We start from the raw sequence: 22,960 nt of genomic DNA on the forward strand, positions 1-22,960 counted from the left end.
AAGCACGCACACTTCGTGTCGTTGCGACCGCGTGGCATGAGGCCGTTCACCTGCCATATGGAGCATGCGGTTGCCTTTTCGCGGGGTGGGCATCCGCATGCTCCATATGCGTCGGTAGTGAGTCATGGGGGCGCTCTCGGCCCGGGTGCTCGCTGCGATTTCTCCTGATCGGTGCCGTCTGGCACAATGGATCCTCGGTTCGTCGGAGCGGTTACGCACCGCCCGACGGTCACACCCGAATAGATCGCAAAACCGGGTCCGCCAAATCGGGCGGACTGCTGAATTGCGCAGTGACCACTGGAGAAGCACCACATGGCTGTCAAGATCAAGCTCACGCGGCTCGGCAAGATCCGCAACCCGCAGTACCGCATCGTCGTCGCCGACTCTCGGACCCGCCGCAATGGCCGGGTGATCGAGACCATCGGCAAGTATCACCCCAAGGAAGACCCCAGCCTGATCGAGGTCGATTCCGAGCGTGCGCAGTACTGGCTCGGCGTCGGCGCGCAGCCGACCGAGCCCGTCGCAGCGATCCTCAAGATCACCGGTGACTGGCAGAAGCACAAGGGACTCCCGGGTGCCGAGGGCACGCTGAAGGTCGCCGAGCCCAAGACCTCCAAGCTCGACCTGTTCAACGCGGCACTCGCGGCCGCCGACAGCGAGCCGGTCGCCGAGGCGATCACCCCCAAGAAGAAGGCTGCGAAGAAGACCGACGAGGCGCCCGCCGCCGATGCGGCTCCGGCCGAGGCTGCTGCTGACGCCAAGGACGAGGCGTGAGCGCTGTCGTCGCCGACGCGGTCGAACATCTCGTCCGCGGGATCGTCGCCAACCCCGACGATGTGCGTGTCGAACTGATCACCGGTCGTCGTGGTCGTCTCGTCGAGGTACACGTCAACCCGGAGGATCTCGGGAAAGTCATCGGCCGCAACGGTCGTACGGCAACCGCTCTGCGCACCCTGGTCTCCGGAATCGGCGGTCGCGGCGTACGTGTCGACATCGTCGACACCGACCGCTGAGCAGACTCGCACCGATGGACCTCGTCGTCGGACGTGTCGCGAAGTCACACGGCATCCGCGGTGAAGTCGTCGTCGATGTGCGTACCGATGTTCCCGACGAACGATTCGCGGTGGGGACTGTCCTCCGTGGCCGACCGGGCCGTGGTGGGGACGAGAAGAACTACACGGTGACAGCCGCCCGGCAGCATGCCGGGCGGCTGTTGCTGTCGCTGGCAGAGGTATCCGACCGAACCGCGGCCGACGCCCTGCGCGGAACTCTCTTCCTCATCGACAGTGCCGACGTTGACTCGGGCAACGACCCCGACGAGTTCTACGACCACGAACTCGAGGGAGTCGCGGTCACGACCGTCGACGGCGATGAGGTTGGAGTGGTCGCAGCGGTTCTGCATCTACCGGCGAACGACGTCCTGGCCGTGACCACATCAGATGGCCGCGAAGTTCTGGTGCCGTTCGTTCGTGAGATCGTTCCGACGGTTGGTGTCGACGGCATCGTGATCGACCCGCCCGACGGTTTGTTGGACGTCGGCGCATCATGAGCGAGGATTCGTCCGCCGCCCCGGTTCGGATCGACATCGTCTCGATCTTCCCCGAGTATCTCGATCCGCTACGAATCGCATTGCTGGGCAAGGCGATCGACAAGGGCACGATCGACGTCGGGGTACACGACCTGCGCGATTGGACGCACGACGTACACCGTGCCGTCGATGATTCTCCCTATGGCGGCGGGCCTGGCATGGTGATGAAACCGGAGGTCTGGGGTCCCTGCCTTGACGATGTGTGCCCCGATGATGCCCTGCTCGTGGTGCCGACGCCCGCCGGCGTTCCCTTCCGTCAGGAGACAGCGCAGCGCTACAGCCGCGAAAAGCATCTGGTGTTCGCATGCGGCAGGTACGAGGGAATCGACCAGCGAGTATTCGACGACGCCGCTCGCCGGGTTCGTGTCGAGGAGGTTTCGCTCGGCGACTTCGTGCTGATCGGCGGCGAGGTGGCCGCCATGGCGATGATCGAGGCCACGGTACGGCTCATCGACGGTGTCCTGGGCAATCCGCGTTCGCACGAAGAGGATTCGTTCTCCGACGGGCTGCTCGAGGGGCCGAGTTACACGCGCCCCGTGCAGTGGCGAGGACTCGACGTTCCGCCGGTATTGCTCAGCGGTGACCACGCCAAGGTCGCTGCGTGGCGCCATGAGCAGTCGCTGCAGCGCACACGGTTGCGTCGCCCTGATCTACTCGAGCACCGCTCGCAGCGCGGCGACTGAGACAACCGCTCGGGCGTCGGGTATGCACAGGATAGTTCCGACCCCGCATACGGCAACGGGTTGCCGGATATGATCTGCGCACACCGGATCGATACACCCGATCGGTGACCATTGTGGGGGAGGGGCGCTGTGCGGGATCGATGGACACGCATGCTCGACGATCTCGACCATCAACGCGTCGAATTGGCGCGCGTCTCAGGCGAACTCGAGCGACTGACTGCGCACGCGACAACTCCCGATCGGTTGGTGAGCGTGACCGTCGGCTCGCGCGGACTGGTACGGGACGTCGACATCCGTCCTGCGGCATTGCGGCACTACCGTGCCGATCGGCTCTCCGCCACGATCGTCGAACTCGTCGCGCGCGCCGACGCCGAACTGCGCGGGCAGCGAGAAAGGTTGCTGCGCAGCGTGTCCGAGCTCGAACTGGCATACTCCGACGTGTGGGCCGGCCACGACGACACCCTGTCGAATCAGCGACGGGTGCGCTGATGGGTAAGTCGTGGCAGGCTGGCGCCGCATTCGACGTCGACGCGCCGGCAATGCGCGTCGACCTCGGGGCCCACGCGGATCTGAGCCTGCGATTGTCGGAGATCGCCCGCCGTGTCGACGCCGTCCGCGACGAGTTGAGCGCAGTGCGTGCCGTCGTCGAGCAGGCGATGGGACAAGGGCGGCCTGCTGAGGCTTTCCGGCCCGGTGCCGACGCCATGGCGTGCAGCTGTGCGCGCGGCGTCGAGGAGGTGTCGAGGGCGCTGACCGCGATCGCCGACAACGTCGACGCCGCGGCGGCGCTGTCGGACGAGACCGACGGCGCGCTGGGTTCGCGGTCGCGCGGGCTCGGCGGTTTCCACGCAGCGGACGTCGGAGAAACATGAAGCCCTGCTCCTCCAACGAGTCAGCACTCTGCGAGCCGCCTACCCTTGAGTCACCGTCCCTCGGATCACCGTGCCCCGAGTCACCGTCGTCGTGCGCGTCGGGAACCGGTACGCACTCTCCAGTAATCGGGACGGACGAGCTTCGCCGCCTCGCCGAGTTCCTGGCACCGGGGTGTTGGCCGACCGCCGATGAGACAGCGCTTCTCGAGTGCGGGCGCCGTGTGCGCGGACTGGCCGATGAACTAGGTGCTCTCGCCGACATCACCGACGGTCTCGGACAAACTCACGACGGGTCGGGGCTGGCACACGACGGGTTGGTCGACGCACTCGGGCGAGTGGCGTCCGGCCTCGGCGGCATGCGACAACTGGCAGAACGATTCACCGTGTTCGCGCTGTCGGTTGACACCTACGCGACCGCCACCATCGACGCACGCTCGGAGATGACGGTCCTCGCGGCCATCGCCGATCGCGATCGACTCGCGGCGTCGGTGGCCGGCGCGCTCGGCGACGATGCGGCGTGCGTGATGGCGGCGAGCGCCGGTCGGTATGCACTCTCGGCTGCGGGGGACGAGTACACCGAGCGGGCAGGTGACGCGGGTGATGCCGCCGAACGGGGCGCAGAGTCGACCCCGCCCGCTGCGACCAGCGGCATGATGTCGATGGGCGGACTCGCGGGTCTCGGCGCGCTCGGGATGTCGGCGGGCGGTGGCCTGCATGGCGCAGTTCCTCTCGTGGGAGATGGCTCGGCACGCGAGCTCGGCGTCGACCCGGCGTCGCTGATCGAGCGTGCAGTCGTATTGCAGACATCACTGCCGGCGCCGTTCTCCGAGTGGATGCGTGTCGCAATCGGCGTCGGTGTGGACTCCGACGGAGAGCCGGTCAGGGTCGTCGCGACGAGCGATCCCCAGCCGTATCAGCGTCCCGGATTCGCGATCGCGCCCAGTGAGTTCCTCGCGGGCGACGGTGGCCCACCGGAGTACGCGATCATCGCCGAGATGACGCGTCTGGGGGTGACCCCGGCGATCGTGGCATCAGCCACAACAATGCCGCAGGGCATCGCAACGGTACTGATGGCAGAGGGCGTCGCTGTGGCCTCACCACAGTCGGCGCGGCGCTGAGATGGTCAACCGGGTGCAGTGCGCCGTCGCGACGGGCGGATTTCACTTCCTGCCTGGTGCTCTGGCACAATGGTCGGGTTGCCTGAGGCCGTCGAACGACGCCTAGGGCATGACTCGGAGCACGAACCGGTTCGAACCCTGACGTCACATGGTCGCAAACACCGACGACAACGGCGTGGGCCGCCAGGTTCCTCTGTTCACCAGTAGCCACATTAAGGAACAACGACATCATGAACACCCTCGACTTCCTCGACAAGCAGTCGCTGCGCGACGACATCCCTGAATTCGGCCCCGGCGACACCCTCGACGTCCACGTCAAGGTCATCGAGGGCTCCAAGGAGCGCGTCCAGGTGTTCAAGGGCGTCGTCATTCGTCGCCAGGGCGGCGGCGTCCGCGAGACGTTCACCGTCCGCAAGGTCTCGTTCGGTGTCGGCGTGGAGCGTACTTTCCCGGTCCACAGCCCCAACATCGCCAAGATCGACGTCTTGACTCGCGGTGACGTGCGACGCGCCAAGCTCTACTACCTGCGCGATCTGCGCGGCAAGGCAGCCAAGATCAAGGAAAAGCGCTGACGCGTCTACCCTGACGACGTGGCATCCGAACACAGCGCGGCACATCACTCCGACGCAGACGACGCCCATTCACGGTCGGCGGACCATTCTGACGGAACGCAACGCCCCGAAGACTCCGACGAGCGCCCCTGGCGCACGAAGGACGACGGCGACGAACCGAAGCGGAAACGTGGTTCCTGGCTGCGTGAGACGGTCATCATCGTCGCATGCGTTCTCTTGGTGACGTGGATTCTGCAGACCTTCATCGGTCGTCAATACGTGATCCCGTCGGAGTCGATGGAGTCGACGCTGATCGGATGCCAGGGTTGCACCAACGACCGCATCGTCATCGACAAGCTGGCCTATCGCTTCGGTGATCCCAAGCCCGGTGACGTCGTCGTATTCCGTGCACCCACCGCGTCGTGGGACGGTGACTGGGACTCGCCGCGGTCTTCCAATCCGGTTGTGCATGCGCTCCAAGACGGTCTGTCATGGTTCGGTTTCGCACCCCCCGACGAGAATGACCTCGTCAAGCGTGTGATCGCGACGGGCGGACAGACGGTCGAGTGCCGCAACGCCGATGGAGTCGGCGTCAAGGTGAACGGCAAGCCGCTGACCGAGCCGTACATCGACAAGAGTCTGCAGTCTCGCGACGTGGCGTCGGGACAGTCCGGTGAAGCTGACAACCAGGTGACCAGCTGTTATGGTCCCGACTTTGGTCCGATCAAGATACCCGACGGCAACGTCTGGGTCATGGGCGACAACCGTGAGTACTCGGCCGACTCGCGCTATCACGTCACCGACGAACTGCACGGCACGGTCCCTGTGTCCGATATTCGCGGCAAGGTTCGTTTCATCATCTACCCCGTCTCGCGGATCGGTGGTGTCGGCTCGATCAACCCGCAGCAGTGAGGGCGCGAGGCGTCGTGGGTACATGGCCGCCGAGAGCGCCTGTTCGCCGCGCGTCGGGCCTGCGCACCTTCGAGTTCGCGCTGCACAGAAACGGTCTCGGCCCGGTGGCCGGTGTCGACGAAGCCGGCCGGGGAGCGTGCGCGGGACCTCTCGTGGTCGCCGCGTGTGTCCTGAAACCCACACAGCTGGCGTCGCTGGCTGACCTCGATGATTCCAAACGCCTCTCCGAGGCGACGCGCGAGACGCTGTATCGCGCGGTCACCCGTTACGCCGCGAGTTGGTCGGTGGTGGTCATCGAGGCCGACGAGATCGACCGGATCGGCATCCACGTCGCCAACATCGAGGGGATGCGTCGCGCTGTGGCACAACTCGACGTGACTCCGGGATACGTGTTGTCCGACGGCTTCGCGGTCCCGGGACTGACGGCGCCGTCACTTCCCGTGATCGGGGGTGACGGAGCAGCCGCATGCATCGCCGCAGCAAGCATCCTCGCCAAGGTGACGCGAGACCGCATCATGGTCGCGATGGACGACGAGGTCCCCGGGTACGACTTCGCCGTGCACAAGGGCTACAGCACCGCACACCACATGGCATGCCTCGACGTGCACGGCCCCTCCCACCAGCATCGGATGTCGTATCGAAACGTCGCTGCTCGACGTCGCGAAGAGCGACCAGACATCCCGCCCCCACCCGATCGCGATAGGCTTGAACGATGAGCGCTGAGGATCTCGAGAAGTACGAAACCGAGATGGAGTTGTCCCTGTACCGCGAGTACAAGGACATCGTCGGCCAGTTCACCTACGTGGTGGAGACCGAGCGGCGTTTCTACCTTGCCAACGCCGTGGAGATGGTGCCACGGAATACCGACGGCGAGGTGTACTTCGAACTCCGCATGAGTGATGCGTGGGTGTGGGACATGTACCGTCCCGCGCGATTCGTCAAGCAGGTCCGCGTCATCACGTTCAAGGACGTCAACATCGAAGAGCTCGAAAAGCCCGAACTGCGACTGCCCGACGAGCCGTAGACGGGTCACCGACACACTCATTCCACAGACAGCGATTCGTCCACAGCCAGACCACTGATCCCGTTGCACTCGGCTTTTCGACGGGGCCATGGGTCACTGTTGTGGCATGAGAAGCGAGTCGTCGGCGCGGCGTCCGGACCGTCGGGCAGTGATCGGCCGGTTGGGTGAAGACCTGGCCGCCGAGTACGTAGTCGGACTGGGATGGTCGGTCCTGGAACGGAATTGGCGATGTCGTTACGGCGAAATCGATCTGATCGCCAAGGACGCCACCAACGGTGAGCCGACGCTGGTCGTCATTGAGGTCAAGACCCGGGCGAGTCGGGTGTTCGGTGATCCTGCGCAGGCGGTCACTGCCGACAAGCTGTCGCGTATTCGCCGCCTGACCCGGTTGTGGCTGAGTACACAGGACGCGTACTGGCCGCTGATCCGATTCGACGTCATTTCGGTGCAGCTCGATTCGCACTATCCGGAGCGCACCGACCTGGGCGCGATGCGCCACTACCGCGGCGTGTTCGAGTAGGTGTGTGCGATGTCGCTGGGGCGTTGTCATTCGGTCGGCCTGAATGCGTTTGAGGCCGGGGTCATCGAGGTTCAGGCTTCGTTGAGTCAGGGGCTTCCGGGGTTCTCGCTGTCGGGAAATGTCGATTCGTCACTACGCGAGGCGCGTGATCGGGTGCGGGCTGCGATCTCCAACTCGGGGGCGAAGTTCCCGGAGAAGAAGGTGACGGTGAACCTGGCGCCCGCGGAGATGCCCAAGAGCGGGTCGGGACATGATCTCGCCCTTGCGGTGTCGATACTCGCGGCAACGGATGCTGTTCCCACGTCGAAGCTTGCCGGAACGATCTTCCTGGGTGAACTCGCTCTGGATGGACGGCTTCGCCCGGTGCGCGGCGTGCTTCCGGCGGTCATCGAGGCGCGGAACGCCGGTTTCGCTCGTGCGGTGGTGCCGATCGAGTCGGTGGGTGAGGCGACACTTGTGCGCGACATCGAGGTGGGTGGTGCGCACTCGCTGTCCGAGGTCGCAGCCTGGCTCGAGGGTCAGTGCGTACTCGACACCGTGTGCGAGGTCCGGTCTCTGCCCGCAGATCCCGTTGCCGACATGGTGGATGTGATCGGCCAGAGCGAAGCGCGACATGTGCTTGAAATCGCTGCTGCGGGAGCGCATCACGTGATGATGACCGGTCCTCCAGGTATCGGGAAGACCATGCTGGCGCGCCGGTTGCCAGGTATTCTCCCGCCACTCGACGAAGAAGAATCTTTGGAGGTGACCGCCCTTCACTCGATCGCGGGCCGATTGCGGCCGGGTCAGCCCCTGATCACCTCACCGCCGTTCGTGGCGCCGCACCACAGTACTTCGACCACCGCGCTCATCGGCGGCGGTACCGGTATCGCGCGGCCGGGTGCGGTGTCGCTGGCACACCGGGGCATCTTGTTCCTCGACGAATGCGCGGAGATGGGGCCCAAAGTCCTTGACTCCCTTCGGCAGCCGCTCGAGGAGGGGGAGGTGCGGATCAGTCGTCGAGACGGGGTGGCCACCTATCCGGCGCGCTTTCAACTGCTGCTCGCAGCGAATCCGTGTGCGTGTGCACCTGTGCACGATGTCGATTGCGTGTGCAGTGCCGTCGTACGGCGACGGTATCTGGGAAAGCTGTCCGGCCCATTGATGGATCGTGTCGATTTGCGGGTGCAGATGGAGCCCCCCGGGAACGCGGCGCTGATGATGGCTGCAGAGGAGTCGAGTGCCGACATACGCGCGAGAGTGACCACAGCGCGAGCGGCGGCCGTCGAACGATGGCGCGAGCACGGATGGCGAACCAACTCAGAAGTTCCGGGATCGGCCCTCCGCCAGCAGTTTCGGTTGTCGCCCGCTGCGCTTCGGCCGGTCGACGTCTGTGTTCGCGAGGGACGGGTAACGACCCGCGGCGTCGACAGGGCTCTGCGTGTCGCGTGGACGCTGACCGACCTTCGCGGTGGCGACGTACCGACCGAAACCGATGTGGCACAAGCCTTGCTATACCGAGACCGAGGGGGATTTCGATGACACCGTACGCCGACACACACCACGACGACACGCTGCTGCGGGCGTGGACATATCTGAGCGCGGTGGCCGAGCCGCCGTGTCCTCCGATTCGACGCCTCATCGACGAAATCGGACCGGTGGCGGCGGCGGAGGCCATTCGCACTCGCCGCGTGCCGAGTGGCCATGATGCGGTGCTGTCGCCGACCAGTGCGCGATCGCAGAGCTATAGCCCCGCAGAAGATCTCGACAGGGCAGCAGCGGTCGGTGCACGGCTGATCACACCCGACGACGCTGAATGGCCTGCTTGGTCGCTGCTACCACTGACACGTCTTCAACCACAGGCGCATGGTGATGAGCCGGTAGCGCTGTGGGTTCGCGGCCCAGCGCGTCTCGACGACGTGGGTGCCGCCTCGATCGCCCTGGTCGGATCGCGAGCGGCGTCGTCCTACGGTGAGCACGTCACCGGGAGACTGTCGGGCGAACTGTGTGGGGAGGGTTGGGCTGTGGTGTCGGGAGGCGCCTATGGCATCGACGGCGCCGCGCATCGTGCGGCCCTCGCCTCCGCCGGCATCACCGTGGCGGTTCTCGCCTGCGGGATCGATCGCGACTATCCCGCAGGGCATGCTCGCCTTCTCTCCGACGTCGCGGTCACCGGGGCCGTGGTCTCGGAGTACGCGCCCGGAACCACGGCTGCACGGCACAGGTTCCTCACTCGTAATCGGTTGGTGGCGGCGTTGTCGGCGGCGACAGTCGTCGTCGAGGCGGGCAGGAGATCCGGCGCCGCCAACACCGCGGCGTGGGCGCGCATGCTCGACCGGCCTGTCGGTGCCGTTCCCGGGCCGGTGACCTCGGCGACGTCCGTGGGGTGTCATCGCCTGATCGCCGACGGACTCGGCACACTCGTCACCGACGCGGCATCGGTCATCACGCTTGCGGTGCCTGACGGCGGCGGCGATCCCGGACGCGGGCGTGAGCGGCCCACCGACACATTGACCGACGACGAGAAGCGAGTCCACGACGCGATTCCGGGTCAGGGGAGTGTCACGATCGCCGAGATCTCGTTTGCTGCAGGTCTCGATGTAAGTATCGTCCGGGCAGCGCTCGCGGGGCTGGAGATTGCGGGTCTGATCGCCGGCGACGGTGGCGGGTGGCGCCTCTTTGCGTAGCAACCCTGCCGATGTCGCAACGTCCTTGGTTTAGGTCACCCTAATTAACGTGGCGTACGCTGGAGCCATTAGGAGGTTTTATGGCAAAGCGCGTGAATTCGATGACAGTGCTCCGTCGCGAGCAGATCACCCCCCACATGGTAAGGCTCTATCTGGGAGGTGAGGGCTTCGACGATTTTGCGGCGGCACTGCCGCCACGGAGCGAACGCGATACCGACATGTACGTGAAGCTCATCTTCATGCCCGAAGGAGTCGAGTTCCCCGACGACTTCGATCCGAGGGCGTCTCGATCACTGCCGCCCGAACAGCAACCGGTCTTGCGCACCTACACGATCCGGAGCGTCGACGAGGACGCCCGTGAGATCGCAATCGACTTCGTCGTGCACGGCGACGAGGGGATTGCCGGTCCGTGGGCTGCGTCGGTCGACCCCGGCTCCACCGCGAACTTCCTCGGACCGGGCAGTGGTTACCGCCCCGATGTCGACGCCCCGTGGCATCTGCTGGCGGCAGACGAGGCAGGACTTCCCGCACTCGCCGCAGCGCTCGAAGCGTTGCCCGACGATGCGATCGCGAAAGCGTTCATCGAGGTCGCCGGGCCCGATGACGAGGTGCCACTTGACGTTCCGTCCGGAGTGCAGGTGACCTGGGTTCATCGCGGTGGCCCTGCAGGCGAGGTGTCCGACGACCTCGCAGGCGACAATGCGCCGCTGATCGCGGCGGTTCGTGGGTCCGAGTGGCTCGACGGTGAACCCCATGTGTTCATCCACGGCGAGGCCCAGGCGGTCATGCACAATTTGCGCGCCTATGTGCGCAAGGAGCGCGGCGTGAGTGCGGCGAAGGCGTCGATCTCCGGGTACTGGCGGCGTGGCCGCACAGAAGAGGGGTTCCGGCAGTGGAAGTCGGAACTGCGTGCCACGGAGGAGGCCGCAAGCGTCGCCGGTTGAAGAGCGACGGCCGATCGGGTGGCCGTGAGGCTGTCCCGGGCTCGTAGCCGCGGCTGATTCGATGCGCTGCGTATCAGTGCCGAGGCGACGATCCGACAACGACACGCGTGTGCGGTTGCGTACGCTCGCGGCGTTCGCTGTTGTTGGTATATGACCGCCTCCGTGCTCGACGACTTCGCCGACCATCTGCGCCACGAGCGTGGACGCAGCGAGCACACCATCCGCGCGTACGTCTCCGACGTGAAGGGTTTGATCGCCTTCGCCGGCGCCAGGGGCATCCCGGTGGGCGACATCGACCTGCCCCTGCTGCGCTCCTGGCTTGCAGAACACACGCGCCGCGGCGCTGCGCGCACCACCATCGCGCGCCAGGTGTCGTCGGCGAAAACGTTCTGCGCGTGGGCTTTTCGCGAGCAGGTTCTGGCCGAGGACCCGTCCACTCGACTCCAGGCACCCAAGGCACACCGAACCCTGCCGCCGATCCTGGCTCCCGAAGAGGCCGTTACCGCGATCGGCGCAGCCGGCCGGACCGCTCGTGACGACAACGATCATGACGACAACGATCAGACGAGTTCCGAGACCAGGCCGGAGGTTCGCGACGGCGACGATCCGATAGCGCTTCGCGACGTGGTGATCATCGAGTTGTTGTACGCCACCGGGATTCGCGTCGGAGAATTGTGTGGCCTGAATGTTGCCGACGTTGACTCGGGTCGGCGTTTGGTGCGGGTGATCGGCAAAGGGAACAAGGAAAGATCGGTGCCTTACGGTGCGCCTGCAGCACAGGCCGTGACGAGGTGGCTCCGCGACGGGCGACCATCGGTGGCGACAGCTCGCTCCGGCGACGCACTGCTACTGGGCGCTCGCGGTGGACGCCTCGACCAACGGATGGCTCGGACCGTCGTCCATCGGGCAGTCGACGCCGCGGGCGGTCCGTCGATGGGACCGCACGGTCTCCGACATTCCGCCGCGACGCATCTCCTCGAGGGTGGGGCCGACCTCCGTGTCGTGCAAGAACTTCTCGGCCACGCGTCCCTGGCGACCACGCAGTTGTACACGCACGTCAGCGTCGAACGTCTACGCGCCGCGCATCGTCAGGCACATCCGCGGGCCTGACGTGGGACAACTGCCTGTGTGGATCCGCTTCGTCCGGTCGGTGCGGTAGGCAGTCACTCGCCGAGTGGTTTGAGTCGTACCCGCACAGCACCGAGCAGAGCGAGCGGATCGACATAGTCGGCGGTGCGTCCGGCGCCTCGACGCGCGCCCCAGTGCAGGCATGCCGCAGCCGGACAACCGGGGTGTCCGGCGAGGGCCGTACCGATCGGGGTTCCGCGGCTGACGCGCTCACCGCGGCGAACAGACGGTCGGACCGGCTCGTATGTCGTGATCAGACCGTCGGAATGCTGCAGCGACACCGTCGACTTGCCGCCCACCTCCCCCGCGAACCGGACGACCCCGTCGCCCGCGGCGAGCACGGGTGTGCCCGGCGCGACGGCGAGGTCGACCCCGCGGTGGCCCGCGTGCCAGCGTTGATCCGGCTCGTCGTACCCGGTGACCACCGTCGGCTTCGGCGAAAGAGGCGCTCCGTACCCGGGCGATCGCGCTTCCGCCAGAGACGGCACACCGACCAGGAGAGCGGCCACCAGGGCAATGTCGGCAAGGGCGACGGTAAGGCATCGCACTACGGGGGCACGATGTTCGCGCAGCTCGAACGGGGCGGCTACCGAGTCCTGGTGGTGGTGCATGAGGATCAGACGCATACACCTCGCGAAAAGCTCCACCGAGCACAGAACTTTCTGCAATCGGGTGGCGTTTTGGGTTCTGAGCTGCAGCGGCGTAGGCTGGACGGGCATCTCATCTGCGGATGAGGTGACTTCGCGCGCCTGCATCAGGTTGCGCCGCACCGGCCGAGGTCGCATGCGGCAGCCGCACCATCGCGCGGGCGGTCCCGGGCACCCGGGTCCGTGCGAGGCGGGCGCCAGGATCGTCACCACCCCCGGTGGCGATGTCAACTGCACACAAAGGATAGAAGACTCATGGCTGTCGTAACCATGAAGCAGCTGCTCGACAGCGGCGCACACTTCGGGCATCAGACCCGCCGTTGGAACCCGAAGATGAAGCGATTCATCTTCACCGACCGCAACGGCATCTACATCATCGATCTGCAGCAGACGCTGACCTACATCGACAAGGCCTACGAATTCGTCAAGGAGACCGTCGCCCACGGCGGCACCATCCTGTTCGTCGGCACCAAGAAGCAGGCCCAGGAGTCGATCGCAGCCGAGGCCACCCGCGTCGGCATGCCGTACGTGAATCAGCGCTGGCTCGGCGGCATGCTCACCAACTTCCAGACCGTCCACAAGCGTCTGCAGCGTCTCAAGGAACTCGAGACAATGGAGCAGACCGGCGGTTTCGAGGGTCGCACCAAGAAGGAAATCCTGATGCTGACCCGCGAGAAGAACAAGCTCGAGCGGACACTCGGCGGTATCCGGGATATGGCCAAGGTGCCTTCTGCTGTTTGGGTGGTGGACACCAACAAGGAGCACATTGCTGTCGGTGAGGCACGCAAGCTCAACATCCCGGTCATTGCGATCCTCGACACCAACTGCGATCCCGACCTCGTCGACTACCCGATCCCGGGTAATGACGATGCGATCCGCAGCGCTGCTCTCCTCACCCGCGTGGTGGCCTCGGCCGTCGCCGAGGGTGTCCAGGCCCGCGCAGGCCAGGCTTCCTCGGACGCCAAGCCCGACGCTGCCGCAGGCGAGCCGCTCGCCGAGTGGGAGCAGGAGCTGCTGACCCAGGCTGCGGCACCGGCAGCAGAAGTTGCCGCCGAGGCACCCGCAGCGACGGAGCCGCCCGCTACCGCCTGACGCGCGTAGCCGATAGCCACCGGCGGGTGCTCGCACGATCCCTCCGGATCGTGCGGGCACCCGCACCGTTTAACCCACTTGAAGGAGGCTCGCCAACGATGGCGAACTACACCGCAGCCGATGTGAAGCGACTTCGCGAGCTCACCGGTTCTGGCATGTTGGACTGCAAGAAGGCCCTCGAGAACAATGACGGCGACTTCGACAAGGCTGTCGAGGAGCTCCGTATCAAGGGCGCCAAGGACGTGGGCAAGCGCGCTGAGCGCTCCACTGCCGAAGGCCTCGTCGCCGCCAAGGACGGCGCGATGATCGAGCTCAATTCCGAGACCGACTTCGTCGCGAAGAACGCCGAGTTCCAGGCGCTCGCCGATCAGATCCTCGACTCGGCGTTGGCCGCCAAGACCAGCGACGTCGAGGAGCTCAAGGCCGCCAAGCTCGACGAGGGCACCGTTGCCGACGCCGTGCAGGCACTCTCGGCCAAGATCGGCGAGAAGCTCGAACTGCGCCGCGTCGTCTACTACGACGGCCCTGTAGCCGTGTACCTGCACAAGCGTGCCTCCGACCTGCCGCCCGCCGTCGGCGTTCTCGTGTCCTACGACGGCGAGGGCGACGCAGCTGCAGAGGCCGCACGCAATGCGGCACAGCAGGTCGCTGCGCTCAAGGCCCGCTACGCCACTCGCGACGAGGTCCCCGCGGACGTCGTCGAGAACGAGCGTCGCATCGCCGAGGAGACCGCCAAGGCAGAAGGCAAGCCGGAGAAGGCCCTGCCGAAGATCGTCGAAGGTCGCCTCACGGGATTCTTCAAGGACTCGGTCCTCATCGACCAGCCGTTCGTGAAGGACTCCAAGAAGACCGTCAAGAACGTCCTCGACGAAGCCGGAGCCACCGTCAAGGCGTTCACCCGGTTCGAGGTCGGCCAGTCCTGATCTATTCGCGTCGATCACAGGCGCACGCATGACCATCAACGCCCGCATCCGAGTTCGGATGCGGGCGTTGATGTGTCAGTGGCTCATGGTGCAGGCGACAGTGGCTCGGACGTGTGCAGCGTCTGTTCAGATTGCTTGTCGACGACCGAGCGTCAGCGACAGCACGGCGATCACACAGCCGAGGATCGCGAGCACCCAGAGGGTTGCGCGGAATGCGCCCATGAAACTCTGTGCCGCGACATGCCTGCCCGCTATCTTGAGTTCCGGCGCCGCCTGCCGTGCGACAGTGGCGGCCACACCCTGCTGGGTAGACCCCGACGTCGAGCAACCCGGTGCGGGAGTTTCGGGATGCGCCGAGATCAGTTGAGCCGACGCGCAGTCGGCGAAACGGTCGGCCACCGCACTGCGGAACATCGGGTCGACGTCGGTGTTCTCGAGCGCTGCCGACAATCCGGCGCGTGCGGCGGGAACCGCCTCGACCGACTGGGCCGAGACCTGACCGAAGAAGAAGATCGTGACCACGGCCAGTCCGATCGAGGCGCCGATCTGCTGCACCGTCGGTACACAGCCCGACGCGGAGCCGATGTTCTGGTCGTTCGTGTCGGAGAGGATCGCCGTCTGTAGTGGAGCGATGAAGAATCCCGTGCCGATACCGCCGACGACGAGCGGCGCGATGACGGCCGCCACCGACAAGGACGCGGTCTGTGGCTCCAATTCTGCTGCGAGCCAGGCGAGTCCCGCCGACAGGACCAGGACACCGAGGCACAGTGTGCGTGCCGGCCCGAGCCGACGAACGACAAGCGGCGAACCGACGGAACCCGCGGCCGCCCCGATCGCGAATGGAAGTGCGAGCAGCCCGGTGCGCAACGCCGAATAGCCGAGGCCGAACTGGGTCGCGACCGACACCGTGAAAAAGAACCCCGCGAAGACGCTGAAGAACAGCAGCGAGAGAAGCATTCCCACGGAGAATCGTCGAGACGCGAAGAGATCGAGTCGGAGCAGGGGAGCGCCTCCGCTGCGGAGCAGACGACGTTCGACGACGACGAACAGGCCCAACAGGACCACTGCCGCACCCATCATGGCCCACAGACGCGGTGGCCAGTTCTGCTCGCGGCCAACCGCCAGCGGGTAGAGCAGCAGGAATAGTCCGGCGGTCGACAGCGCCACACCGACCAGATCGAGCCGCGGCGGGTCGGCGTCGCGCATCTGCGGAAGTCGACGGCCCGCGAGCACGCATGCCACGATGCCGATCGGAACATTGACGAAGAAGATCGCGCGCCATCCCCAACCGAACAGATCCCCGGTCACCAGGAGTCCGCCGAGGACCGGTCCCAACATGGCCGCCAATCCCGCGACCGCGCCGTAGATGCCGAAGACAGCGCCGTGGCGCGACTTGGGGAACAACGCAGCGATCAGCGCCAACGTCTGTGCCGACATCAGCGCGGCGCTCATGCCCTGGGCGCCACGACAGATGATCAGCTCGAGCGGACCGCGAGCCAGGCCGCACAACACAGAGGTGACGGTGAAGGCGACCATCGCGATGATGAAGACCCGGCGTCGGCCGATACGGCCGCCCACGGTTGCCGCTGTCAGCAGGGTGCATGCGAAGGCAAGGGTGTAGACGCTCAGGACGAACAGCTGTTCAGACGTCGACGCGCCGAGATCGACGGTGAGGTCGGGGAGTGCGATGTTGACGATCGTCGTATCCAGCATCTGCATGAACACGCCGAGCAAGCAGCCCGCAAGTGCAAGCCACGCAGCCCGCGTCGGTGCCGCGGGTGCATCGCTCGATGGCACCGCCGGTGCGATGTGTGCAGCCATCCGGCCAGGACCGGTCAGTTCGCGGGGGACAGGTCAGGTTGATAGTCCCCCTGGTCTGCCACGGACCGCATGATCTTCTTGACTTTCTCGGTGTACCGGGTGAGCGAGTCGCGGCCTTCATCGGTGTCCGGGAACAAGAAAGTCATCGACGTCTCGTCGTTGAACCTGTTGACCCACATGAACACCTCTTCGCTGCTACCGCGGTTGCCGTAGAGGCAGCCGTTGATGGCATCGAAGAGGTCGACTCCGGGGAGCTTGCGGACGTCGATGTAGGAGAACATCGGCACCGTCCATCCGACCGGGATGTCGACATCGTCGTCGTCGGAGATCAACTGTGCCACGCGATGCAACGAGACGTCGGTGAGGTCCTTACCTGCGATGTAGCTCTGACCCGCGAACGCCGCGATATCGGTGAACGATGCGCCGGCAGCGACCTCGATCGGTACCGGGATGAGGCTGGTGAACCAGCCGACGGAGTTCAATTCCGGACCGACCGCGCGAGTACTCTTCGGTGTCATCGCGAGATAGTCTGTGGCACTGGTGAATTCGCAGTAGGCTATGGCGGCCACCGCGAGCAGTCCCGCGGTCATGTTGGCGCCGTTCTCCTTGCATATCTTTTCGAATCGCTGCGCGGCGGACTCGTCGAACACGGTCTCGGTCAGATGACCGCTGCGTGTGTAGCCTTCGGCGTCGGTTCCGAGTGGTAGGGGGAAATGGGGCAGCTCGCCGCCGTTGTGTGCAATGACCTCGATCCACCGACGCACCTCGGGTGACTCGGCTGTCAACTCGTGCGACACAGTACGCTCGCGCTCGCAATAGCCGAGGTAACTGCCGACCTCTGGGACGGGATTGTTCAGACCGAAGGCCTCATTCGAATACAACGTGATCAACTCGACGCAGGTGAGCGCCTGCGAAATACCGTCGGTATTCAGATGATCGACGGCTGCGTAGAGGGTGAAGCCGCCGTCCCATTCGATTGTTCCAAAGGTGAAACAGTTCCACTGGAACGGGCCGGGAGTGCTATCGGAAACAAGAGAGCGAATCTCAGCCGCCGTACCGATATCACCGTGATCTGTTGCCGACAACTCGACGACATCGGCCTCGACGACGTGCCGCACGATCGAGCCCTTCCCATCCACGGAGAACCAGGAGAGGAAGGTGTCGTGGCGACGTAGGAACGCGGTGACCGCACGCTCGAGTGCCGATCGGTCGAGTGGTCCCTGAAAATCGAAGGCCTCCAGACAAAGTCGTGAGAAGCGGAATCCGGCCGACTCGTTGCGGCGTGCGGCGTTGAGGTATTCCTCCTGTTGATGGGACGGTGGCACCTGGTGGGCGGGAGCCTTCGAGCCCGCGGCGAGTGCCTCCGGAGACAATGTCCAACTCGTCACCGTGCCTGCGCGCGGTTGCCATTCGTCGATCAGTCCGAATTTCACCATCGGTCAAACCTCGATTCACTCTGGTGGTGGATGAGTGCGGGCCCCCGTTTTCCCCTCACGCCACGACGGTAAATGTCACGCCATGCAATATTTCAGCGACGGTACCGTAACAAGCGAAGTGCTGCAATTGCTGATAGTGCGCGTAGAAAATTGTTCTCGGATCATTCCACTCAAGTGGGTCAAAGGACCTACTTCTGCTGATTTCAGGGTTGCGCGAAAGTGGGTCAAAGGACCAACTGTGGCCGAATTATCCCATTCGAGAATTGGGTCAAAAGATCAACTTCGCCACCTCTATTTCAGTGGTGGACAACGGGATATCCCGTACGGCACACTGCCCGCATCAGGCTCATACGTCATTTCTCGATTTCGCGGATCAGTCAATATCCCGATGGCTTGGATGAGTCGCTACGAACGGGGCGCTGCGACGCCGAGCGTTGTTTCGGCATGGCACCTGTGTATGGCATCGAGATAGCCGGTCAGTTGGGAGTGGGGGAGAGAAGTCGAGTGAAGTCAGCGGTTGGGATCGGCAGTCCGTGGTTACGTCATATGCACGGCATCAGCGGAAGTTCGTGGCGCAGAAGGATCGTCGTGATCGCGTCGGTAACGTGCGCGTTCAGTGGTGCGGTCGCGGCGGGCCCCCAGGTGGCAGCACAGCCTGGCGGTGCACACATCGTTTCCGAGAGGGTTATCGCGCCGACCGAGGTCGACGTGGAGGTTGCCTCTCCCGCGATGCGACGACCGGTCCCGGTCAAGGTGATACCCGCGCGCAGCGGTTCCGCGGCACCCACGCTGTACCTGCTCAACGGCGCTGCGGGCGGTGAGGGCGGCAGCAGTTGGTTCGACCAGACCGATATTCGCGAGTTCTTCGCTCGTGAGAATGTGAATGTCGTTGTGCCGATGGGAGGTGCGGCAAGCTACTTCACCGATTGGCAACGTACCGACCCGAAGCTCGGCGTGCAGAAATGGGCCACCTTCCTCACCGCGGAGCTTCCCTCGATCATCGATGCGCGGTTCAACGGGAACGGCCGCAACGCCATCGCCGGGATCTCGATGGCGGGTACGTCGGTGTTCCAATTGTCGCTTCACGCGCCGACGCTCTACCGTGCGCTCGGATCTTTCAGCGGATGTGCTCAGACCAGCGACCCGGCAGGCCAGGCCGCGGTGAGGTTGGTCGTGGAGGCCCGTGGCGGAGGGAACACCCTCAACATGTGGGGCCCGCCGAGCGCCCCGGCGTGGCGGGAGAACGATCCCTATCTGCATGTCGAGCAGTTCCGTGGCAAGTCGGTCTACGTATCCAACGGTTCGGGGGTGCCCGGGCGCTACGACACGATCAACGGTCCCGGAATCGACGGCGACAGCCAGAAGCTTGCCGAACAACTCGCCGTCGGTGCGGTCATCGAGACCGCGACCGACCAGTGCACTCGGAACCTGCAACGTCGCATGCGTGAGGTCGGTGTGCCTGCGACATTCCACTTCTACGGCGGCGGCACGCACGCGTGGCCCTACTGGCAGGACGAACTGCATCGGGCATGGCCGCAGTTCAAGGCGGCGCTGACGCGATGAGCGGGCAGCACTCGGTCAACGCGGCGTCGAATGCCGACACTGCGTCGTCGATGACGATTTCGACGTCGGAGGGGTCGGCCACCTGGCTCGAGTCCAACACGTGGGAACGTCCTGGTTTCTCGGTCGAGGAACTCGTCGAAGCGAAAGCCGGGCGAACGATCTCCGTCGTCCTGCCTGCCCTCAACGAAGAACGGACGGTCGGTAGCGTCGTCGAAGCCATCATGCCGCTGGTCGGTGGACTCGTCGACGAACTCGTCGTCGTCGATTCGGGGTCCATCGACGCGACCATCGAGGTCGCGCGCGCTGCGGGTGCGAGGGTCCAGACGCGCGAGTCCGCACTAGAGGGCATCCCTGTCGTTGACGGCAAGGGCGAGGTGCTGTGGCGTTCGTTGGCGACGACAGGCGGCGACATCGTCGCGTTCATCGACAGCGATCTCGTCGACCCGGATCCGACGTATGTGCCCAAGCTGGTCGGACCGCTACTCATAGAGCCAGATCTGCATCTGGTCAAGGGGTACTACCGCCGCCCGCTGATGGGCGTCGATGGTGTCGATCCGTCCGGCGGGGGGCGGGTCACCGAGCTCACCGTGCGCCCGCTGCTCGCGGCGCTGTGCCCGGACCTGTGTGGATTGATCCAACCGCTTGCGGGTGAGTACGCCGGAACGCGCGAACTGCTCACGTCGATTCCGTTCGCTCCCGGCTACGGAGTCGAGATCGGTATCGTCCTCGACACCCTCGCGCAGTACGGAATCGACGCGATCGGTCAGGTCAATCTCGGCCTGCGGATACACCGGAACCGTCCGCTCCACGAACTGGGGCCGATGTCGCGGCAGATCGTGGCGACGGTCCTGTCACGAGTGGGGATCGCTGACAGCGGAAGTCCGCTGGTCGCCTTCACGATGGAACCCGATGGCGCGCACAGCCCACGCCGGGCGTATCCGGTCCTCGACGACAGGCCGGCCCTTCAGAGTTTGTTCGCCGATCTTCATCGCGGCTGAGCTGGCTGTTCACCTCCGCGTCATTGTGTGAGGGGCGCTGTGACCTTGCCGTGTCTGGTTCGTCGACGACCCGATGGCGGGTCGATCGGCAACCGCAATCACGACGGTGGCAGCGTCCCCATAAGATGGACGAGGCGAACCGACGACTTGAGGATGTTGATGAGCGAAACCCCCGAATCCCCGGAATCCGTACGCCCGGGCTATCACCGCGTACTGCTCAAGCTCGGCGGCGAGATGTTCGGGGGCGGTCAGGTCGGTCTCGACCCAGATGTGCTGAGTACCGTCGCAGATCAGATCGCCGAGGTCGTCAACTCCGGCGTCCAGGTGGCCGTCGTCATCGGCGGGGGCAACTTCTTCCGCGGGGCCGAGCTCCAGCAACGTGGCCTTGATCGCGCCCGGTCGGATTACATGGGCATGCTGGGCACCGTCATGAACTGTCTGGCGTTGCAGGACTTCCTGGAAAAACGCGGCATCAGCACCCGCGTTCAGACCGCGATCACAATGGGCCAGGTCGCAGAACCCTACCTTCCGCTTCGCGCGCAGCGACATCTCGAAAAGGGCAGGGTCGTGATCTTCGGCGCCGGTATGGGTATGCCGTACTTCTCGACCGACACGACCGCTGCGCAGCGGGCGCTCGAGATCAAGGCCGAGGTCGTACTCATGGCCAAGGCGGTCGACGGCGTCTACAGCGACGATCCACGCACCAATCCCGACGCGACTCTTTACCGCGAGGTCACCCATCGCGAGGTGCTCGACAAGGAGCTCAAGGTCGCTGATGCGACGGCGTTCAGTCTCTGTATGGACAACAAGATGCCGATGCTCGTGTTCAATCTCTTGGAGAAGGGCAACATCGCGCGGGCGGTGGCAGGCGAACGTATTGGCACACTGGTCAGCACATAGACCAACGTGTCACGGACGGCGGACAGCCGACGACGACCGGCACGACGAGATCCGGCACCGAGAGCCGGTACGACGACGAGGGACCAGGAACCGACATGATTGACGACGCACTGTTCGATGCCGAGGAAAAGATGGAAAAGGCCGTCGGCGTGGCGCGCGAGGACATGGGGTCCATCAGGACCGGCCGCGCGAACCCCTCGATGTTCAACAAGATCCACATCGAGTACTACGGCGCGCTGACTCCCATCACGCAGGTCGCATCGATCACGACACCCGAGGCGCGGCTCGTCGTCATCAAGCCGTACGAGGCGTCGAATCTCCGTGACATCGAGACCGCGATCCGTAACTCCGATCTCGGGGTGAACCCCACCAATGATGGCAACCTGATCCGCGTAGCCATCCCGCAGCTCACCGAGGACCGTCGCAAGGATCTCGTGAAGCAGGCCAAGGGCAAAGGGGAGGACGCCAAGGTTGCGATCCGCAACATCCGCCGCAAGGCGGTTGACGAGCTCAAGCGCATCCAGAAAGACGGCGAAGCCGGTGAGGACGAGGTCTCCCGTGCCGAGAAAGAGCTCGACAAGACGACCGCAGGCTATGTGCATCAGGTCGACGAACTGGTCAAGCACAAGGAATCCGAATTGCTCGAGGTGTGATCGAGGAGCCGGCACATTCCATGTCTGACGATTCAGCGTCGAATCGCGACAACGACGGCGGCGGCAACACCGAGGCGGAGCCGAAGAAGTCGCGTGCGGGCCGTGACCTGCCCGCAGCTCTGGGCGTAGGACTCTCCCTGGGTATCGGGATCATTCTCATCCTGCTGTTCGCGCCCAAGGTCTGGTACGTCGTCGTCGCCGTCGCCTTCGCGATCGCGACGTGGGAGGTCACCAAACGCCTCCGCGACGGCGGATACGACGTCGCGCTGATCCCTCTATTGGTCGGTGGCCAGGCGATCATCTGGTCGAGTTGGCCGTGGGGGACGACCGGTGTGCTCGTGGCGTTCGTGGCGACATTGTTGGTGTTGATGGTGTGGATGTTGTTGGCGCAAGGGATCAATCACGCCCCGGTCAACTACCTCAAGAATCTCTCGGCGAGTGTGTTCGTGCTCGCCTGGCTGCCGCTGCTGGCCTCGTTCGGCGCGATGATGGTCGTCCAAGACCACGGTGCCGCCCGGGTCGCGACTCTGATGGTCGTCGTCGTCTGCTCTGATGTCGGGGGGTATGCAGCAGGTGTTCTCTTCGGCAAGCATCCGATGGCTCCGGCGATCAGTCCGAAGAAGTCGTGGGAGGGCCTCGCCGGTTCGCTTCTGGTCGGGACGGCCGGCGCGATCGGCTGCGTGGTCTGGTTGCTCGACAGTCAGTGGTGGATCGGTCTGGTCCTCGGACCTGTCCTGGTGGTGTGCGCCACGCTCGGCGACCTCGTCGAGTCGCAGATCAAGCGGGATCTGGGGATCAAGGACATGGGCACATTGTTGCCCGGCCACGGGGGAATCATGGACCGCCTCGATTCGCTGCTGCCCTCGGCGTTCATCGTGTGGGCGGTTCTCACCGCACTTCTCTGATTCGCTTCACCGCACG

General features: G+C 64.9%; 26 protein-coding genes. 23 read left to right on the forward strand and 3 right to left on the reverse strand.

Going from position 1 to position 22,960, the window contains the following annotated elements; all coding sequences use genetic code 11:
• Positions 1–312: 312 nt before the first annotated feature.
• The 16 genes from rpsP to GOACH_RS15665 all read left to right on the forward strand — a co-directional run bounded on the left by rpsP (position 313) and on the right by GOACH_RS15665 (position 11,988).
• Positions 313–774 carry a 30S ribosomal protein S16 gene (gene rpsP, locus GOACH_RS15590; RefSeq protein ID WP_005176666.1) on the forward strand — a complete coding sequence of 154 codons (462 nt, stop codon included), beginning with the start codon at positions 313–315 and terminating at the stop codon, positions 772–774.
• Complete coding sequence (locus GOACH_RS15595) at positions 771–1,013, forward strand: RNA-binding protein (RefSeq protein WP_005176668.1); 243 nt, start codon at positions 771–773, stop codon at positions 1,011–1,013. Before rpsP ends, GOACH_RS15595 begins: the two co-directional genes overlap by 4 nt.
• Positions 1,014–1,027: 14 nt before the next feature.
• A complete protein-coding gene (rimM, locus tag GOACH_RS15600) occupies positions 1,028–1,549 on the forward strand; it encodes a ribosome maturation factor RimM (protein ID WP_005176670.1) in 522 nt (173 codons plus the stop codon).
• Positions 1,546–2,271: a tRNA (guanosine(37)-N1)-methyltransferase TrmD gene (gene trmD, locus GOACH_RS15605; RefSeq protein ID WP_005176676.1), complete on the forward strand. Its 726-nt coding sequence runs from the start codon at positions 1,546–1,548 to the stop codon at positions 2,269–2,271. Before rimM ends, trmD begins: the two co-directional genes overlap by 4 nt.
• Positions 2,272–2,400: 129 nt before the next feature.
• The gene (locus GOACH_RS15610) at positions 2,401–2,760 is read left to right on the forward strand and encodes a YbaB/EbfC family nucleoid-associated protein (protein WP_157227764.1); all 360 of its coding nucleotides are present in this window, start codon (positions 2,401–2,403) and stop codon (positions 2,758–2,760) included.
• Positions 2,760–3,143 (forward strand): hypothetical protein, encoded by a 384-nt coding sequence (locus tag GOACH_RS15615; protein WP_005176681.1) that lies wholly within the window; start codon positions 2,760–2,762, stop codon positions 3,141–3,143. Before GOACH_RS15610 ends, GOACH_RS15615 begins: the two co-directional genes overlap by 1 nt.
• Before the next feature lie 221 nt (positions 3,144–3,364).
• Complete coding sequence (locus tag GOACH_RS15620) at positions 3,365–4,261, forward strand: hypothetical protein (protein ID WP_245551917.1); 897 nt, start codon at positions 3,365–3,367, stop codon at positions 4,259–4,261.
• Positions 4,262–4,491: 230 nt separating this feature from the next.
• The gene (gene rplS, locus GOACH_RS15625) at positions 4,492–4,833 is read left to right on the forward strand and encodes a 50S ribosomal protein L19 (protein WP_005176683.1); all 342 of its coding nucleotides are present in this window, start codon (positions 4,492–4,494) and stop codon (positions 4,831–4,833) included.
• An 18-nt stretch (positions 4,834–4,851) separates the two neighbouring features.
• Positions 4,852–5,724, forward strand: coding sequence for a signal peptidase I (lepB, locus tag GOACH_RS15630; RefSeq protein WP_005176684.1), 873 nt, complete (start codon positions 4,852–4,854; stop codon positions 5,722–5,724).
• 14 nt (positions 5,725–5,738) lie between these two features.
• Positions 5,739–6,440: a ribonuclease HII gene (locus tag GOACH_RS15635; RefSeq protein WP_040518918.1), complete on the forward strand. Its 702-nt coding sequence runs from the start codon at positions 5,739–5,741 to the stop codon at positions 6,438–6,440.
• Positions 6,437–6,748 carry a DUF2469 domain-containing protein gene (locus tag GOACH_RS15640; protein WP_005176689.1) on the forward strand — a complete coding sequence of 104 codons (312 nt, stop codon included), beginning with the start codon at positions 6,437–6,439 and terminating at the stop codon, positions 6,746–6,748. The genes GOACH_RS15635 and GOACH_RS15640 overlap by 4 nt, the downstream gene beginning before the upstream one ends.
• 106 nt (positions 6,749–6,854) lie before the next feature.
• Positions 6,855–7,268, forward strand: a complete 414-nt coding sequence (locus GOACH_RS15645; protein WP_040518921.1) for a YraN family protein — start codon at positions 6,855–6,857, stop codon at positions 7,266–7,268.
• Between the two features lie 9 nt (positions 7,269–7,277).
• Positions 7,278–8,789 (forward strand): YifB family Mg chelatase-like AAA ATPase, encoded by a 1,512-nt coding sequence (locus GOACH_RS15650; protein WP_005176694.1) that lies wholly within the window; start codon positions 7,278–7,280, stop codon positions 8,787–8,789.
• The gene (dprA, locus tag GOACH_RS15655) at positions 8,786–9,934 is read left to right on the forward strand and encodes a DNA-processing protein DprA (RefSeq protein WP_005176707.1); all 1,149 of its coding nucleotides are present in this window, start codon (positions 8,786–8,788) and stop codon (positions 9,932–9,934) included. Before GOACH_RS15650 ends, dprA begins: the two co-directional genes overlap by 4 nt.
• 80 nt (positions 9,935–10,014) lie before the next feature.
• Complete coding sequence (locus GOACH_RS15660) at positions 10,015–10,878, forward strand: siderophore-interacting protein (RefSeq protein WP_005176710.1); 864 nt, start codon at positions 10,015–10,017, stop codon at positions 10,876–10,878.
• 150 nt (positions 10,879–11,028) lie between these two features.
• Positions 11,029–11,988, forward strand: coding sequence for a tyrosine recombinase XerC (locus GOACH_RS15665; RefSeq protein ID WP_005176711.1), 960 nt, complete (start codon positions 11,029–11,031; stop codon positions 11,986–11,988).
• A gap of 53 nt (positions 11,989–12,041) precedes the next feature.
• On the opposite strand, the gene GOACH_RS15670 is transcribed toward GOACH_RS15665, so the two are convergent.
• Complete coding sequence (locus GOACH_RS15670; RefSeq protein WP_005176713.1) at positions 12,042–12,632, reverse strand: M23 family metallopeptidase; 591 nt, start codon at positions 12,630–12,632, stop codon at positions 12,042–12,044.
• A gap of 276 nt (positions 12,633–12,908) precedes the next feature.
• Here GOACH_RS15670 and rpsB point away from each other — a divergent pair, with 276 nt between their 5' ends.
• Both rpsB and tsf read left to right on the forward strand, forming a co-directional pair.
• Positions 12,909–13,745, forward strand: a complete 837-nt coding sequence (gene rpsB, locus GOACH_RS15675; RefSeq protein ID WP_005176716.1) for a 30S ribosomal protein S2 — start codon at positions 12,909–12,911, stop codon at positions 13,743–13,745.
• A 98-nt stretch (positions 13,746–13,843) separates the two neighbouring features.
• On the forward strand, positions 13,844–14,668 hold the full coding sequence (gene tsf, locus GOACH_RS15680; protein ID WP_005176727.1) for a translation elongation factor Ts: 825 nt from the start codon (positions 13,844–13,846) through the stop codon (positions 14,666–14,668).
• Between the two features lie 126 nt (positions 14,669–14,794).
• Here tsf and GOACH_RS15685 read toward each other — a convergent pair whose 3' ends face one another.
• Positions 14,795–16,489 (reverse strand): DHA2 family efflux MFS transporter permease subunit, encoded by a 1,695-nt coding sequence (locus GOACH_RS15685; RefSeq protein WP_005176730.1) that lies wholly within the window; start codon positions 16,487–16,489, stop codon positions 14,795–14,797.
• A gap of 14 nt (positions 16,490–16,503) precedes the next feature.
• Positions 16,504–17,925, reverse strand: coding sequence for a condensation domain-containing protein (locus GOACH_RS15690; protein WP_005176731.1), 1,422 nt, complete (start codon positions 17,923–17,925; stop codon positions 16,504–16,506).
• Between the two features lie 546 nt (positions 17,926–18,471).
• On the opposite strand from GOACH_RS15690, the gene GOACH_RS15695 reads away from it, so the two are divergent.
• The 5 genes from GOACH_RS15695 (at position 18,472) to GOACH_RS15715 (ending at position 22,944) form a co-directional block, all read left to right on the forward strand.
• Complete coding sequence (locus tag GOACH_RS15695; protein WP_083859081.1) at positions 18,472–19,488, forward strand: alpha/beta hydrolase; 1,017 nt, start codon at positions 18,472–18,474, stop codon at positions 19,486–19,488.
• 50 nt (positions 19,489–19,538) lie between these two features.
• Positions 19,539–20,486, forward strand: coding sequence for a glucosyl-3-phosphoglycerate synthase (locus tag GOACH_RS15700; RefSeq protein WP_040518951.1), 948 nt, complete (start codon positions 19,539–19,541; stop codon positions 20,484–20,486).
• A gap of 159 nt (positions 20,487–20,645) precedes the next feature.
• Positions 20,646–21,386, forward strand: coding sequence for a UMP kinase (gene pyrH / locus GOACH_RS15705; RefSeq protein WP_005176741.1), 741 nt, complete (start codon positions 20,646–20,648; stop codon positions 21,384–21,386).
• A gap of 95 nt (positions 21,387–21,481) precedes the next feature.
• The gene (frr, locus tag GOACH_RS15710) at positions 21,482–22,039 is read left to right on the forward strand and encodes a ribosome recycling factor (RefSeq protein ID WP_005176743.1); all 558 of its coding nucleotides are present in this window, start codon (positions 21,482–21,484) and stop codon (positions 22,037–22,039) included.
• A gap of 20 nt (positions 22,040–22,059) precedes the next feature.
• Complete coding sequence (locus GOACH_RS15715) at positions 22,060–22,944, forward strand: phosphatidate cytidylyltransferase (protein ID WP_005176745.1); 885 nt, start codon at positions 22,060–22,062, stop codon at positions 22,942–22,944.
• Positions 22,945–22,960: the final 16 nt, after the last annotated feature.

Origin of the sequence: Gordonia aichiensis NBRC 108223, assembly GCF_000332975.1 — a bacterium.
In the GTDB taxonomy this organism is placed as follows: domain Bacteria; phylum Actinomycetota; class Actinomycetes; order Mycobacteriales; family Mycobacteriaceae; genus Gordonia; species Gordonia aichiensis.